The sequence below is a fragment of the Hymenobacter terricola genome, from assembly GCF_017921975.2.
GTDB lineage: Bacteria > Bacteroidota > Bacteroidia > Cytophagales > Hymenobacteraceae > Hymenobacter > Hymenobacter terricola.
In genome coordinates, this window is the sequence record NZ_JAGEMO020000229.1 from 1 (window position 1) to 238 (window position 238).

General features: G+C 56.3%; 1 protein-coding gene. It reads left to right on the top strand.

What is annotated here, in order from left to right:
• Positions 1 to 26 precede the first annotated feature (26 nt).
• On the top strand, positions 27 to 238 hold a 212-nt coding region (locus tag J4G38_RS28360), incomplete at its 3' end, for a hypothetical protein (protein ID WP_226164190.1).

Here is a 238-nt window from a genome sequence, read left to right on the forward strand (position 1 = left end):
AGGTATGTCTTAAGAAGGACGGCCATGTGAACGTACATACCAGGGAACACGTTTTTGTCAACGACAGCAGGAACGGCAATGAGATCCGAGTCCATACCTTTATCGTGAGCGGGAGCAAGAAGTGGACGCGCATCACCGACAACGGGCAGCTTATCCGCGGCCTCCTCGACGGCATCGGATGCCGCTATATGGAGGGCAATGACGCTCCCCGGCATGGCCAGACCGGAGACTACATCCT